At 74.1% G+C, this 14,531-nt stretch carries 11 protein-coding genes; 8 read left to right on the top strand and 3 right to left on the bottom strand.

Annotated features, from left to right (window positions below; genetic code table 11):
• Positions 1-122: 122 nt before the first annotated feature.
• Positions 123-1,484, bottom strand: coding sequence for a cryptochrome/photolyase family protein (locus QNH85_RS10480; RefSeq protein WP_282946324.1), 1,362 nt, complete (start codon positions 1,482-1,484; stop codon positions 123-125).
• A gap of 304 nt (positions 1,485-1,788) precedes the next feature.
• Positions 1,789-2,565 (bottom strand): MerR family transcriptional regulator, encoded by a 777-nt coding sequence (locus QNH85_RS10475; protein WP_282946323.1) that lies wholly within the window; start codon positions 2,563-2,565, stop codon positions 1,789-1,791.
• Positions 2,566-2,688: 123 nt separating this feature from the next.
• On the opposite strand from QNH85_RS10475, the gene QNH85_RS10470 reads away from it, so the two are divergent.
• The 6 genes from QNH85_RS10470 to QNH85_RS10445 all read left to right on the top strand — a co-directional run bounded on the left by QNH85_RS10470 (position 2,689) and on the right by QNH85_RS10445 (position 10,976).
• Positions 2,689-3,366, top strand: coding sequence for a VOC family protein (locus QNH85_RS10470; protein WP_282946321.1), 678 nt, complete (start codon positions 2,689-2,691; stop codon positions 3,364-3,366).
• A 130-nt stretch (positions 3,367-3,496) separates the two neighbouring features.
• Positions 3,497-5,359 (top strand): dihydroxy-acid dehydratase, encoded by a 1,863-nt coding sequence (ilvD, locus tag QNH85_RS10465; protein ID WP_282946319.1) that lies wholly within the window; start codon positions 3,497-3,499, stop codon positions 5,357-5,359.
• Between the two features lie 78 nt (positions 5,360-5,437).
• A complete protein-coding gene (ilvD, locus tag QNH85_RS10460; protein WP_282946318.1) occupies positions 5,438-7,147 on the top strand; it encodes a dihydroxy-acid dehydratase in 1,710 nt (569 codons plus the stop codon).
• 81 nt (positions 7,148-7,228) lie between these two features.
• Positions 7,229-8,221 carry an ABC transporter ATP-binding protein gene (locus QNH85_RS10455; protein ID WP_282946317.1) on the top strand — a complete coding sequence of 331 codons (993 nt, stop codon included), beginning with the start codon at positions 7,229-7,231 and terminating at the stop codon, positions 8,219-8,221.
• Positions 8,218-9,210 (top strand): ABC transporter permease subunit, encoded by a 993-nt coding sequence (locus tag QNH85_RS10450; protein WP_282946316.1) that lies wholly within the window; start codon positions 8,218-8,220, stop codon positions 9,208-9,210. Before QNH85_RS10455 ends, QNH85_RS10450 begins: the two co-directional genes overlap by 4 nt.
• A 41-nt stretch (positions 9,211-9,251) precedes the next feature.
• The gene (locus QNH85_RS10445; protein ID WP_282946315.1) at positions 9,252-10,976 is read left to right on the top strand and encodes a glycoside hydrolase family 13 protein; all 1,725 of its coding nucleotides are present in this window, start codon (positions 9,252-9,254) and stop codon (positions 10,974-10,976) included.
• A 33-nt stretch (positions 10,977-11,009) separates the two neighbouring features.
• Here the strand turns inward: QNH85_RS10445 and QNH85_RS10440 are convergent, their stop codons facing one another.
• Positions 11,010-11,672, bottom strand: coding sequence for an AMIN-like domain-containing (lipo)protein (locus QNH85_RS10440; protein WP_282946313.1), 663 nt, complete (start codon positions 11,670-11,672; stop codon positions 11,010-11,012).
• A 417-nt stretch (positions 11,673-12,089) separates the two neighbouring features.
• Here QNH85_RS10440 and QNH85_RS10435 point away from each other — a divergent pair, with 417 nt between their 5' ends.
• The gene (locus QNH85_RS10435; RefSeq protein WP_282946311.1) at positions 12,090-13,964 is read left to right on the top strand and encodes an acetolactate synthase large subunit; all 1,875 of its coding nucleotides are present in this window, start codon (positions 12,090-12,092) and stop codon (positions 13,962-13,964) included.
• Positions 13,965-13,986: 22 nt separating this feature from the next.
• Positions 13,987-14,511: an acetolactate synthase small subunit gene (gene ilvN / locus QNH85_RS10430; protein WP_213281058.1), complete on the top strand. Its 525-nt coding sequence runs from the start codon at positions 13,987-13,989 to the stop codon at positions 14,509-14,511.
• The last annotated feature ends 20 nt before the right edge of the window (positions 14,512-14,531 follow it).

The raw sequence follows: 14,531 nt of genomic DNA, 5'->3' as shown, positions 1-14,531 counted from the left end.
CCGGACCGGCCGCTCGCACCCGGGTCGAAGGTCCCGACCTTCGGCTGCGGAGGGCTGCACCCCCGCCCGGGAGGGGTCGGTCCGGGACCGACGTCCCACCGCACCGGCGTCCTCGCCGGGGCTCAGCGCAGCGAGTGGTACGCCCCGAGGCTGACCGCGCGCTCGGTGGCGTGGTCGACGATCCGGTCGGGGTAGTCCGGGGCCGCTGACCGCGGCAGCTTCCACGGCTCGTGCACGGCCCTGCCCGGGACGTCCCGCAGCTCCGGGACCCAGCGGCGCACGTACCGGCCCGCGGGGTCGAACTTCACGCCCTGCGTCACGGGGTTGAAGACCCGGAAGTACGGGGAGGCGTCGCGGCCGGTGCCGGCGACCCACTGCCAGTTGAGCTGGTTCTGCGGCACGTCGCCGTCGACGAGCCACGCCAGGAAGTGGTCGGCGCCGCGCTGCCAGCGCACGTGCAGGTCCTTGACCAGGAACGACGCGACGAGCATCCGCAGGCGGTTGTGCATCCAGCCCTCGGCCAGCAGCTGCCGCATCCCCGCGTCGACCATCGGGTAGCCGGTGCGGCCGGCGGCCCACGCGTCGAGCAGGTCCTGCTCCGTGCTGCCGTTCACCCACACGCTCTCGGGCACCACCGGGGTGAGGGACTCCCGCCGCGCCGACGGGTGGTGGAACAGGACGTCGGCGTGGAACTCGCGCCACGCGATCTGGCTGCGGAAGGTCTCGGCCCCGTCGCCCCCGCGCCCGGCGAGGTCGGCGAGCAGGGTGCGCGGGTGGATCTCCCCCCACTTCAGCGGGACGGACAGCCGGGAGGTGCTGTCCAGGTCGGGGCGGTCGCGCTCGGTCGCGTACCGCGTCAGCGGCCCGTCGAGCATCTCCGCCCACCGGGCCAGCGCCGCCGGCTCCCCGGCCTCCGGCAGGGTCATCCCGGCGGGCACCGGCGCGTCCGGCACCGGGTCGCCCCGCCCGCCGTCCACGAACGTGACCGTCGCCGCGGTCGTCTCGGCGTCAGGTGCGGGGGGCCGCCAGCCGTGCTCGGACCACGCCCGCCGGAACGGCGTGAACACCTTGTAGTCGCCGCCGGACCCGTTGCGGACCCGACCGGGCGCGACGGCGTAGGGGGAGCCGGTGCGCACGAGGGGGACGCCGGCATCCTCGAGGTCCCACTCGACGGCGTCGTCCCGGCGGCGCCCGAACGGCTCGTAGGACGCCGCCACGTGCACCGCCGTGGCCGCGACCTCGCGGGCGACGGCCGGGACGACCTGCCGCGGGTCACCCTGCCGGACGAGCAGCCGGCCGCCGGTCTGGGCGTCCAGGGCGGCCAGGCTCCGCGCGAGGTACGCCCGCCGGGGTGCGCCGGCGGACGCCCACAGCCGGGGGTCGAGGACGTACAGGGCGAGGACGTCGCCCGTCCCGGCCGCCGCGTGCAGGGCCGGGTTGTCGCCCAGGCGCAGGTCGCGGCGGAACCAGTGGATGGCGGTCACCCGGCGACGGTAACGAGGCTCCGGGCGGGCCGCGAGCGGTCCCGCGGCGGTGCCGACCCGGGCTGCCGGCGCGGAGCGGACCGGGCAGAGATCGAGGCACCACCGGCCCGGGCGATGAGCCGATGGTGCCTCGACCGGGGTCCCTGGTGACTGGTCGTCGTCGCCAGGAGACCGGAGCGGACCGCGAGCCTGTGGCCCGGTGGCCGCCCCGGGGGAGAGACGGCCGGTGGTCCGGCACCTGACCCAGCCTGCCGCGCGGGGCCCCGCCGCGGTTGGGCCGTAGGTCCCGATGTGCGTCGGGCGGTCAGGCGCCGGCCACGGCGTCCGCGTGGGCGTCGATCGCGTCCCGCAGGTAGGCCGCGAGCCCCGGCGCCACGCCGTCGTAGGTCGCGGCGAACCGGGCGTCGTCCACGTACGTCGCGCCCAGCGCGCGGTACGCCTCGGCGTCCGGGGTCCAGAACCGCGCGACCCACGCGTGGTGCCGGGCGACGAGGTCGCGGACGGCGGGGTCGGCGACGGGCGTCCCGGCGGCGAGGTGCTCCGCGAGCCGCTCGCTCACCGCCCGGCCCTCGCCCTGGTGCGCGTCCCGCTCCGCGGCGGACATGGACGCCCACGCCCGGTTGCTCCGGTCCACCGCCGGGTCGCCCCAGCGCTCGCGGGCCTCGGCCTCGTACTGCGTGTGGTCGAACCCGTCGTACATCTGCTCCGCCGGCATGGCAGCGCCCCCTTCCAGGGACTCGATGGTGGAGGCGACGGTGCGGGCCAGCCGGTCGAGCCGGTCCCGCTCCGCCAGGAGCCAGGCGTGGTGCTCGCGCAGCCGCCCGGCGTGGAGCTGCGGCGACCCCTCGGGCGCGCCCGCGAGCATCTCGGCGATGGCGCCGAGGCCGACGCCGAGCTCCCGGAGCACCAGCACCTGCTGCAGACGCAGCAGCTCCCGCCGCCCGTACTCCCGCTGGCCGCCCGGCGTGGTCCCGGCCGGGGGCAGCAGCCCGATGGCGTCGTAGTGCCGCAACGTCCGCGACGTGACGCCCGACAGGCGCACCACCTCCGCGGTGGTCCACCGCTCCGCGTCGGTCGTCATGGTCCGCTCCTCCCCTCCGACGGCGGCGTCTCCGCCGTCGTCACCCGACGGTAGGCGTTGACGCGACGTCAACCGCAAGCCGGCCCCGGCGGCCGTGTCGGAGGGCGGTGGCAGGCTCTCGGCATGGACGCGACAGACGTGATCGGACCGGGCGCCGCGACGGAGCGGGTCGACCCGCGGCACTGGCGGGTGCTGCTGCTCTGGCTGGAGGCCGCCTTCCGCACCCCCGACCTGGCCGCGGGGGCCGCGTTCGTCGCCCGGGTCGCCGACGCCGCGCGCGAGGTCGGCGCGCAGCCGGACCTCGTGCTCCGCCCGGACCAGGTCCACGTCCGGACCACCACCGCGCCGGCGCACGGCCTCACCGAGCGGGACCTCGCCCTGGCCGCGCAGGTCACCCGGATCGCCGACGAGCTCGGCCTCGGGGGCGACCCGGGCCTGCTCACGACGCAGGAGGTCGCGATCGACGCCCTCGACATCGCGGCGGTCGCGCCGTTCTGGCGGGCGGTGCTCGGCTACGTCACCGAGGCCGGCACCGACCCGGACGACCACGTGCTCGCCGATCCCGGGGCGCTCGGGCCGGGCTACTGGTTCCAGCAGATGGACGCGCCCCGCCCGCAGCGCAACCGCATCCACGTCGACGTCACGGTCCCGCACGACCAGGCCGAGGGCCGCGTCGCCGCCGCGCTGGCCGCGGGTGGCACGCTCGTCTCGGACCGGCGCGCGCCGGCGTTCTGGGTCCTGGCCGACCCGGAGGGCAACGAGGCCTGCGTGTGCACGTGGCAGGCGCGAGGGCAGGGGTGAGGAGCGCGGCGCCGTCTCGCGGGCTGGTCGATCACAGGACGGACGGGCGAGGCGCCGGCGACGTGCCCGGACGTACCGTGACGGCGCGTCGCCGCCGCGGTGCCGCCCTGCTTGCTGAAGGAGCTTCCACGTGAGTCGTCCGCTGCGCTCTCGTACCTCGACCCACGGCCGCAACATGGCCGGTGCCCGCGCGCTGTGGCGTGCGACCGGCATGGGCTCGGAGGACTTCGGCAAGCCGATCATCGCGATCGCGAACTCGTACACGCAGTTCGTCCCCGGGCACGTGCACCTCAAGGACATGGGCGACCTCGTGGCCTCGGCGATCCAGGAGGCCGGCGGCGTCGCGAAGGAGTTCAACACCATCGCCGTCGACGACGGCATCGCGATGGGCCACGCGGGGATGCTCTACTCCCTGCCCAGCCGCGACCTGATCGCCGACTCGGTCGAGTACATGGTCCAGGCGCACTGCGCCGACGCCCTGGTCTGCATCTCCAACTGCGACAAGATCACCCCCGGCATGCTGAACGCCGCCCTGCGGCTGAACATCCCCGTCATCTTCGTGTCCGGCGGGCCGATGGAGGCCGGCAAGGCGGTCGTGGCCGACGGCGTCGCGAAGACGCCCCTCAACCTCATCAACGCGATCAACGACTCCGCGGACGACGACGTGTCGGACCAGGCGCTGGCCAGCGTCGAGGAGAACGCGTGCCCGACCTGCGGCTCGTGCTCCGGCATGTTCACCGCGAACTCGATGAACTGCCTGACCGAGGCGCTGGGCCTGTCGCTCCCGGGCAACGGCTCGACCCTCGCGACCCACAGCGCCCGCCGCGAGCTGTTCCTCGAGGCCGGGCGCACGATCGTCGACCTGGCGCGCCGGTACTACGACGACGAGGACGACACGGCCGCGCCGCGCGGCATCGCGACCAAGGCCGCCTTCACGAACGCCATGACGCTCGACGTCGCGATGGGCGGCTCGACCAACACCGTCCTGCACATCCTCGCCGCCGCGCAGGAGGCCGGGGTCGACTTCACGCTGGCCGAGATCGACGCGATCAGCCGCCGCGTGCCGTGCCTGGCGAAGGTGGCCCCGAACCACCCGGACTACCACATGGAGGACGTGCACCGGGCGGGCGGCATCCCCGCGCTGCTCGGCGAGCTCGACCGCGGCGGCCTGCTCGACCACGACGTGACGAGCGTGCACACCCCGACGCTGCGGGCGTGGCTCGACGACTGGGACGTCCGCGGGGGCCGCGCGACCGAGCGGGCGGTCGCGCTGTTCCACGCGGCGCCGGGCGGCGTGCGCACGACGCAGGCGTTCTCCACGTCGAACGTGTGGGAGTCGCTCGACACCGACGGTGCGGCCGGCTGCATCCGCGACGTGCCGCACGCGTACACGGTCGAGGGTGGCCTGGCGGTGCTGCGCGGCAACCTCGCCGAGGACGGCGCGGTCATCAAGACCGCGGGCATCGACCCGGACGTCTTCCACTTCGTCGGCACCGCGCTGGTGTGCGAGTCGCAGGACGAGGCGGTCGAGAAGATCCTGCGCAAGGAGGTCCAGCCGGGTCACGTCGTCGTGGTCCGGTACGAGGGCCCGGCGGGCGGCCCCGGCATGCAGGAGATGCTCTACCCGACGTCGTTCATCAAGGGCCGCGGCCTGGGGAAGGTCTGCGCGCTCATCACCGACGGCCGGTTCTCGGGCGGGTCCAGCGGCATCTCGGTGGGGCACGTGAGCCCCGAGGCGGCCGCCGGCGGGACCATCGGCCTGATCGAGGACGGCGACGAGATCGAGATCGACGTCGAGACCCGCCTGATCCGCGTGAACGTGCCGGACGAGGTGCTGGCCGAGCGCCGCGCCAAGATGGAGGCGCGCGAGAACCCGTGGCAGCCCGTCGACCGGGACCGCTACGTCTCGCCGGCGCTGCAGGCGTACGCGGCGATGGCGACCAGCGCCGACCGCGGCGCGGTGCGCGACGTGAGCCGGATCCGCCGCCGCTGAGACCTCGCCGGACCGCCCCGGGGGACGACCCGTGCCCCGGGGCGAGACGCCGGACCGCGACGCGCTTACGCTCGGCTCATGACGACCACCTCTCCGCAGACGCCGGACATCAAGCCCCGGTCGCGCCAGGTCACGGACGGCATCGAGGCCACCGCGTCCCGCGGCATGCTCCGTGCCGTCGGCATGGGCGACGACGACTGGGCCAAGCCGCAGATCGGCGTCGCGAGCTCCTGGAACGAGATCACGCCCTGCAACCTGTCGCTGCAGCGGCTCGCGCAGGCCGTGAAGAACGGCGTGCACGCCGGCGGGGGCTACCCGCTGGAGTTCGGCACGATCTCCGTCTCGGACGGCATCTCGATGGGCCACGAGGGCATGCACTTCTCCCTCGTGAGCCGCGACATCATCGCGGACAGCGTCGAGACGGTCATGCAGGCCGAGCGCCTGGACGGCTCCGTGCTGCTGGCGGGCTGCGACAAGTCGCTGCCGGGCATGCTGATGGCCGCCGCCCGCCTGGACCTGTCGAGCGTCTTCCTCTACGCCGGCTCGATCATGCCGGGCTGGGTGAAGCTCGAGGACGGCACGGAGAAGGACGTCACGCTGATCGACGCGTTCGAGGCCGTCGGTGCCTGCGCGCGCGGGCTGATGAGCAAGGGCGACCTGGACCGCATCGAGCGGGCCATCTGCCCGGGCGAGGGCGCGTGCGGCGGCATGTACACCGCGAACACGATGGCGTCCGTCGCCGAGGCGATGGGCATGTCGCTGCCGGGCTCCGCCGCCCCGCCGAGCGCCGACCGCCGCCGCGACAACTTCGCCCACAAGTCGGGCGAGGCGGTCGTGGAGCTGCTCCGCAGGGGCATCACCGCGCGGCAGATCATGACGAAGGAGGCGTTCGAGAACGCCATCGCGGTCGTCATGGCGTTCGGCGGCTCGACCAACGCGGTGCTGCACCTGCTGGCCATCGCGCACGAGGCCGAGGTCGACCTCACGCTGGACGACTTCAAGCGCGTCGCCGCCAAGGTCCCGCACCTGGGTGACCTCAAGCCGTTCGGCCGGTACGTGATGGCCGACGTGGACCGCATCGGCGGCGTGCCCGTCGTGATGAAGGCGCTGCTGGACGCCGGTCTGCTGCACGGCGACTGCCTCACGGTCACCGGCAAGACGGTGGCGGAGAACCTGGCGGACATCACCCCGCCGGACCCGGACGGCAAGATCCTGCGCGCGCTCGACAACCCGATCCACCACACCGGCGGCATCACGATCCTCGACGGGTCGCTGGCCCCGGAGGGCGCGGTCGTGAAGTCCGCGGGCTTCGACACCGACGTCTTCGAGGGCACCGCCCGCGTGTTCGAGCGGGAGCGCGCGGCCCTCGACGCGCTGGAGGACGGCACGATCCAGGCCGGCGACGTCGTGGTCATCCGCTACGAGGGCCCCAAGGGCGGCCCGGGCATGCGCGAGATGCTGGCCATCACCGGCGCCATCAAGGGCGCGGGCCTCGGCAAGGACGTCCTGCTGCTCACCGACGGCCGGTTCTCCGGCGGCACCACCGGCCTGTGCGTCGGGCACGTGGCGCCGGAGGCCGTCGACGCCGGGCCGATCGCGTTCGTGCGGGACGGCGACCGGATCCGGCTGGACGTCGCGAACGCGACGCTGGACCTGCTGGTCGACGAGGCCGAGCTCGCCGCCCGTCGCGTGGGCTGGGAGCCGCTGACCCCGCGGTACACCCGGGGAGTCCTGGCCAAGTACGCCAAGCTCGTGCAGTCCGCGTCGAAGGGCGCCGTCCTCATCTGAGCAGCCGGAACGCGCACCGGCGCGCCCGGGCGGCCGCTAGGGTCGGCCCGGGCGCGCCCGGCGCCCGGCGAGGGGGCGAGCGTGACGGACGAGGCGCCGGCGGGGACCACCGCCGTCAGCACCCGCGGGCTGCGGAAGACCTACCGGCACCGGGGGCGGCGCGTCGTCGCCGTCGGGGGCCTGGACCTGGACGTGCCGCTCGGCGGCGTGCACGGGTTCCTCGGCCCGAACGGCGCGGGCAAGACGACGACCATCCGGATGCTGCTCGGGCTGATCCGCCCGGACTCCGGGACGGTGCGGGTGCTGGACCGGCCGGTGCCGCAGGCGCTTCCGGAGGTGGCGCGGCGCGTGGGCGCGATCGTCGAGCAGCCCCGGTTCTTCCCCGCGTTCTCCGGGCAGCGGAACCTCGAGCTGCTCGCCGCCGCGATCGGGACGCCCCCGGCGCAGGTCGACCGCGTCCTCGCCGACGTGGGGCTCGCGGACCGGTCGTCGAGCCCGGTGAAGACGTACTCGCTCGGCATGAAGCAACGGCTGGCCATCGCCGCCACGCTGCTGAAGGACCCGGACCTCGTGATCTTCGACGAGCCGACCAACGGGCTGGACCCCGCCGGCATCCGCGAGGTGCGGCAGACCATGCGGTCGCTCGCCGACGCGGGCAGGACCGTGCTGGTGTCGAGCCACATCCTGGCCGAGGTGCAGCAGGTCGCGGACACCGTGTCGATCGTGACGCAGGGACGGCTGGTGGCCAGCGGCCGGGTGGCGGACCTCGTCGGTGCGGCGGAGGCCGCCGAGACGCGCGTGGGCGTGCTCGAGCCCGAGCGCGCCGCGGCGGTCCTGGGTGCGCGGGGCTGGTCCGTGCGGCCGGACGGCGCCGACGCCCTGCGCGTGGTCGGCCCGCAGCCCGCGGAGATCACGCGGGCGCTCGCGGACGCGGGCCTCTACCTGCACGAGCTGGTCCCCGCGCGCGCGGACCTGGAGCAGGTGTTCCTCGCGCTGACCGGCGCGGACGCGGACGGCACGGCAGCCCCGCACCAGGGCCGGCCCGCGCCGCACGGACGGCGGGTGCGGGCATGACCGGGCTGGTGCGGGTCGAGGGCCGGCGGTTCCGGTACCGGGCGGCGGTGCGGTGGCTGGCGGTGATCGCCGTCGTCGCGGGTTTCGCGGTCGCGGCCCTGGCGTGGGGCGCGACGCGGCCGCCGTCGGCGCAGGCCGTCACCGCGGCGGAGGCGCAGTTCGCGCAGGCGCAGGCGGACTGGGCGGAGAACGGCGAGCAGTACGTCGAGGACTGCCGCGAGGGCGAGGCGCAGGAGCGCGAGACCTTTCCCGACGCGGACTGGGCGTGCGACGACATGGAGCCGCGGGCCGAGTGGTACCTGCTCCCGCAGCCGACGTTCGCGGACACCGCGTCGAGCTGGGTGTCGGGCGTGACGATGCTCCTCCTGCTGGTCGCCTTCGCGGTCGGGATCACGTTCGTGACCGCGGAGTCGGGCTCCGGCTCGCTCGGCATGTGGCTGACCTTCGTGCCCCGGCGCGGCCGGGTGTACGCCAGCAAGGTCGTGGTCGCGGCGCTCGGCGTGCTGCCGGTCGCTGCGGTCGCGCTCGCGCTGACGGTCGGCGGGTCGTGGGCGGCCGCGACGGCCAACGACGCGGTCGGCGACGTCACCGCCGACGTGTGGCGCGACCTCGGCGAGCAGGCGCTGCGCGTGCTCGCGGCGGCGGCCGTCGTCGGGGCCGTCGGTGCGGCGCTCGGCTTCCTGACCCGCAGCGCCGCCGCCTCGCTCGGGATCGGTGTCGGCTGGCTGCTGGTCGTCGACTCCGCCGTCGCGGGGTTCCTGCCCCGGCTGACGCCCTGGACGCTGCGCAGCGGGCTGCAGGCGTGGATCGACGACGGCCTGGTCTACTTCGTCGACGTCCCGTGCCCGCCGGGCGACGGCGGCGCGACGTACGTCTGCACAGCCGAGCGGACGGTGTCGGTGTGGCAGGGCGGTGTCGTCGTGGCGGCGGTCGCGGTCCTCGTCGTGGTGGTGGCGGCGCTGGTCTTCCGCCGGCGGGACGTGGACTGACGTCCCTGCGCGGCCCGCGAACGCGTGAGAAGGTCGGAGCCATGGGCTGGACCGTCGAAGACGCACCGTGGTGGACCCGAGCCGTCGTCTACCAGATCTACCCGAGGTCGTTCCAGGACTCGGACGGCGACGGGATCGGTGACCTGCGGGGGATCATCTCGCGGCTCGACCACCTGAGCGCCCTCGGCGTCGACGTGGTGTGGCTGTCGCCGATCTACCGCTCCCCGCAGGACGACAACGGCTACGACATCAGCGACTACCAGGACGTCGACCCGTCGTTCGGCACCATCGCCGACCTGGACGAGCTGATCGCCGAGCTGCACGCGCGCGGCATGAAGCTGCTCATGGACCTCGTGGTCAACCACACGTCCGACGAGCACCCGTGGTTCGTCGAGAGCCGGTCGTCGACGGACAGCCCGAAGCGCGACTGGTACTGGTGGCGGCCGGCGCGCGACGGCATGGCCCCGGGGCAGCCCGGCGCGGAGCCGACCAACTGGCACTCCTTCTTCTCGGGCTCCACGTGGGAGCTGGACGAGGCGTCGGGCGAGTACTACCTGCACCTGTTCAGCCGCAAGCAGCCGGACCTGAACTGGGAGAACCCGGAGGTCCGGCAGGCGGTCTACGCGATGATGCGGTGGTGGCTGGACCGCGGGGTCGACGGGTTCCGGATGGACGTCATCAACCTCATCTCGAAGGACACGTCGCTGCCGGACGGGCCCGTCATCGCGGGGGTCTGGGGCGACGGCAGCCCGCACTACACGGACGGCCCCCGGGTGCACGAGTACCTGCAGGAGATGCACCGCGAGGTGTTCGAGGGCCGCGCGGCGCAGCTGCTGACCGTCGGGGAGACCCCGGGGGTGACGCTCGACGAGGCGCTGAAGTACACCGACCCGGCGCGGCGCGAGGTCGACATGGTGTTCCAGTTCGAGCACGTCGGCCTGGACCACGGGCCGGGCGGGAAGTTCGACCCGAAGCCGCTGCGGCTGACCGACCTCAAGGCGACGTTCGGGCGGTGGCAGGCGGGGCTCGCGGACGCGGGCTGGAACAGCCTGTACTGGGACAACCACGACCAGCCGCGGGTGGTGTCCCGGTTCGGCGACGACGGCCGGTACCGCCGCGAGTCGGCGAAGGCGCTGGCGACGCTCCTGCACCTGCACCGGGGGACGCCGTACGTCTACCAGGGCGAGGAGCTCGGGATGACGAACGCCCACTTCACGCGGTTCGACCAGTACCGGGACATCGAGTCGCTGAACCACGTCGCGCAGGCCCGCACGCTCGCGTCGGCGACCGACGAGCAGCTGCTGGCCGGGCTCGCGGCGATGTCCCGCGACAACGCGCGGACGCCGGTGCAGTGGGACGACTCGCCGCACGCCGGGTTCACGACCGGCCGCCCCTGGCTGGGCGTCAACCCGAACCACCGCGAGCTCAACGCCGCCGCGGAGCACGCGGACCCGGACTCCGTGTTCCACCACCACCGGCGGCTGATCGAGCTGCGGCACACCGACCCGGTCGTGGCGCTCGGCGACTTCACGATGCTGCTGCCCGAGGACGAGCACGTGTACGCGTTCACGCGCGCCCTGGACGGGGACGCGCTGCTGGTGGTCGTCAACGTGTCGGGTGACGAGCAGGCCGTCGACCTGGGGGAGGCGTGGCCGCTCGACGGCGACGGCGGCTGGGGCGACGTGGTGCTCGGCACGCACGCCGCCGAGGGTGCGCGCGCGGGCCTGCTGCGCCCGTGGGAGGCCGTGGTGGTGCGGCGCCGCTGACGCCGGTCCCGGCCGTCGGGCCGGGCCGCGGGGTCAGGCCATCGAGCGCTGCACGTCGACGACGATCCGCGTGGGGTTCTCGAGCAGGAAGACGCGGTACGGCGCCTGCGGGTCGACCAGGCCCAGGAAGATCTGCGTCTGCCCCTCGAACGTCCCGGTGAACTCGGCGCCGGTCACGACGGTGCCGCCGGGGGTCCGGGTACCGACCGGCAGCTCGGTGACGCCCGTCTCGAACGGGTACCCGAGGCCCGTGACGTACAGCGCCAGCACCCCGTCGCCGCCCAGGTCGACGACGTCGCCGGTGGGGTCCTCCACGGCGCGGTCGGTGCGCTGGACGAACCAGCCCGGGGTGCCGGTCCCGCCGAGGTCGACCACCACCCGGTCGAAGCCCTCGTGCGTGCCGATGCGCAGGCCCGTCACCGTCAGCGCGGCACCGGCGGAGGCCTCGGCGTCGCCGGTGGCGCCGAACTCCGGTGCGGCGGCGTCCGCGTCGGGGTCCTCGGTGCCCGCCGACGCGGACGGCGAGGCGGTCGGCGGGTCCGAGGGCGAGGCGGACGGCGACGCCGACGTGTCCTGCGGCGCCGGCGCCGAGGAGCGCGGCGGGTCGTCGTCGCCGGTGCCGCCGCACCCGGCGAGGGCGGCCAGCGGCACGGCGAGCGCGAGGGCGAGCAGCGGGCGGTGGCGGGGTCGGCGCATCCACCGAGGCTAGGGCGCCACGCGCGACCGCACCCGCAACCGCACCGGTGGGACGGTGGAACGGACGGACGGACACGCCGACGGCGTGTCCGTCCGAACCGTCCACCCGGGACCGGTGCCCCGCGCCGTTCGTCCGTAGAGTGGACCCGTGGACCACGATGTGAGATGGCGTGCTGCGGGCGTGACACCTCGCCGGGCGCGGCGTAGTGTCCTGGACATGCGGACGAACCTCCTCGTAGTACTTCCCGAGCGCGCCGGCTGAGCCCACGCACGGAAGGCTTCGTCAGCGCGCGCACCCCTCGACCGGCCCGACCCCACGGGCCCGAGGGGTTTTTTCGTGCCGACGACGCGCCACCGTCGGCACCACAGCACCCAGCAGCACAGCCGCTCCACCAGCACCGACGCCAGGAGACACCGATGGTCCAGGGCCCTCACCCGGCACCGCCCCGCAGGCCGGCAGCCCCCGGTACGTCCGCCGAGCAGCAGCAGCCGCGCCTCGCGGCCGAGCCGGCACCGACCAGCCGCCCGCGCGCGGTCATCACCGAGCAGGTCACGGGGGCGAAGTCGATCGTCCGCTCGCTCGAGGAGGCCGGCGCGGAGGTCGTGTTCGGCATCCCCGGCGGCGCGATCCTGCCGACCTACGACCCGCTGATGGACTCCAAGCGGCTGCGGCACATCCTCGTGCGGCACGAGCAGGGCGGCGGCCACGCGGCCGCCGGGTACGCGCACGCCACCGGCAAGGTCGGCGTGACGATGGCGACCTCCGGCCCGGGCGCGACCAACCTGGTGACGCCGATCGCCGACGCGAACATGGACTCCATCCCGCTGGTGGCGATCACCGGCCAGGTCGGGGCGTCGCTCATCGGCACGGACGCGTTCCAGGAGGCCGACATCGTCGGCATCACGCTGCCCATCACCAAGCACAACTACCTGGTGACCGACCCGGCGGACATCCCGCGCACCATCGCCGAGGCGTTCCACATCGCGTCGACCGGCCGCCCCGGCCCGGTGCTGGTGGACATCGCCAAGTCCGCGATGCAGACGGACACGACGTTCACCTGGCCGCAGCAGCTCGACCTGCCCGGGTACCACCCGGTGACCAAGCCGCACGGCAAGCAGATCCGCGAGGCCGCCCGCCTGCTCGCGACCGCCCGCCGGCCGGTGCTGATGGTCGGCGGCGGCGTGATCCGCTCCGGCGCGTCCGCCGAGCTGCGCCGCCTCACCGACGAGTCGGGCGCCGCGGTCGTCACCACGCTGATGGCCCGCGGCGCGCTGCCCGACACCCACCCGCAGAACCTCGGCATGCCCGGCATGCACGGGACGGTCGCCGCGGTGGCCGCCCTGCAGAAGGCGGACCTCGTGGTGGCGCTGGGCGCGCGGTTCGACGACCGCGTGACCGGCAAGCTCTCGTCGTTCGCGCCGAACGCGACCATCGTGCACGCGGACATCGACCCGGCGGAGATCGGCAAGAACCGCACCGCCGACGTGCCGATCGTCGGCGACCTGCGCGAGGTGATCGCCGACCTGCTGCCGGAGCTCGCCCGCGAGCACGTGCAGCACGGCAAGCCGGACCTCGAGGCCTGGTGGCGCCAGATCGACACGTGGCGCGAGACGTTCCCGCTCGGCTACGACGAGCCGACCGACGGCCACCTGGCCCCGCAGCACGTCATCTCCCGCATCGGCGAGATCTCGGGCCCGGAGTCGATCTTCGTCTCGGGCGTGGGGCAGCACCAGATGTGGTCGGCGCAGTTCATCAAGTACCAGCGGCCGAGGTCGTGGATCAACTCCGGCGGCCTGGGCACGATGGGCTTCTCGGTGCCCGCCGCGATGGGTGCCAAGGTCGGCGCGCCGGACCGCACGGTGTGGGCGATCGACGGCGACGGCTGCTTCCAGATGACCAACCAGGAGCTCGCGACCTGCACGATCAACGAGATCCCGATCAAGGTCGCGGTGATCAACAACTCCTCGCTGGGCATGGTCCGCCAGTGGCAGACGCTGTTCTACGAGTCGCGCTACTCGAACACCGACCTGCACACCGGCCACGGCACGCGCCGCATCCCGGACTTCGTGAAGCTGGCCAACTCCTACGGGGCCGTCGGCCTGCGCTGCGAGACGCTCGCGGACGTGGACGCGACGATCAAGCGCGCCATGGAGATCGACGACCAGCCCGTGGTCGTGGACTTCACCGTCTCGCGCGACGCGATGGTGTGGCCGATGGTCGCCGCCGGTGTGCCGAACGACGACATCCAGTACGCCCGGGGCATCAGCCCGGCGTGGGACCGCGAAGACTGACGCGGCGAGAGAGAGACCAACTATGAGCCGTCACACCCTCTCCGTCCTGGTGGAGAACAAGCCCGGTGTCCTGACCCGCGTCGCGGGCCTGTTCGCCCGGCGCTCGTTCAACATCCACTCCCTGGCCGTGGGCCCGACCGAGCACGAGGAGATCTCGCGCATCACGGTCGTCGTCGACGTCGACGAGCTGCCGCTGGAGCAGGTCACCAAGCAGCTGAACAAGCTGATCAACGTCATCAAGATCGTCGAGCTCGAGGACGCCTCCTCGGTGGGGCGCGAGCTGCTGCTGGTGAAGGTGCGCGCCGAGGGCGCCACCCGCACGCAGGTGCTCGAGGTGGTGGACCTGTTCCGCGCGCACGTCGTGGACGTCGTCCCGGACACCGTCACCATCGAGGCCACCGGCAGCCCGTCGAAGCTCGCGGCGCTGCTCGCGGCCCTGGAGCCGTTCGGCATCCGCGAGATCGTCCAGTCCGGCACCGTGGCCATCGGCCGCGGCCCGCGCTCCATCACCGACCGCGCGCTCGAGCGCGTCAGCCGGTCCGCCTGACCCGTCCCACTGCACCACCT

The organism is Cellulomonas endometrii (assembly GCF_949769265.1).
In the GTDB taxonomy this organism is placed as follows: Bacteria; Actinomycetota; Actinomycetes; order Actinomycetales; family Cellulomonadaceae; genus Cellulomonas; species Cellulomonas endometrii.
The sequence above is the reverse complement of the archived record's forward strand: the minus strand, read 5'-3'. Positions and strand labels throughout refer to the sequence as shown.